This window comes from Streptomyces sp. SID3212 (assembly GCF_009865405.1).
Taxonomy (GTDB): domain Bacteria; phylum Actinomycetota; class Actinomycetes; order Streptomycetales; family Streptomycetaceae; genus Streptomyces.
Map to the genome: position 1 here is coordinate 1 of NZ_WWJY01000712.1, position 364 is coordinate 364.

Here is a 364-nt window from a genome sequence, read left to right on the forward strand (position 1 = left end):
GCGCCCAGGCCGTCGGGGCGGGCCGGGGGCACGCCCGTACGGCAGGCGACGGTGAGCACGAGCCGGGCGGCCACCCCGGACACGGCCAGGGCCACCGCGCCGTGCGCGGGGCCCTCCCCGTACAGCTCGGACACCGCCGCGACCTGCCCGAGCAGGACGAGCAGCAGCGTGATCACGCCGAACGGGCCGATGTCCGAGCGCTTCATGATCCGCAGGGCGTCCTCGGCCGGCTTCCCGCTGCCCAGCCCGTCCGCCGTGTCCGCCAGACCGTCCAGGTGCAGTCCCCGGGTCAGCACGGCCGGTACGGCGACGGCGGCGACGGCCGCGAGGAGCGGCCCGGCACCCGCTTGCAGCAGGACGGCGC

General features: G+C 78.0%; 1 protein-coding gene. It reads right to left on the reverse strand.

Annotated features, from left to right (window positions below; all coding sequences use genetic code 11):
• Positions 1-364, reverse strand: a 364-nt coding sequence (locus tag GT042_RS21180) for an adenosylcobinamide-GDP ribazoletransferase (RefSeq protein WP_161310299.1), incomplete at both ends; no start/stop codon positions are given.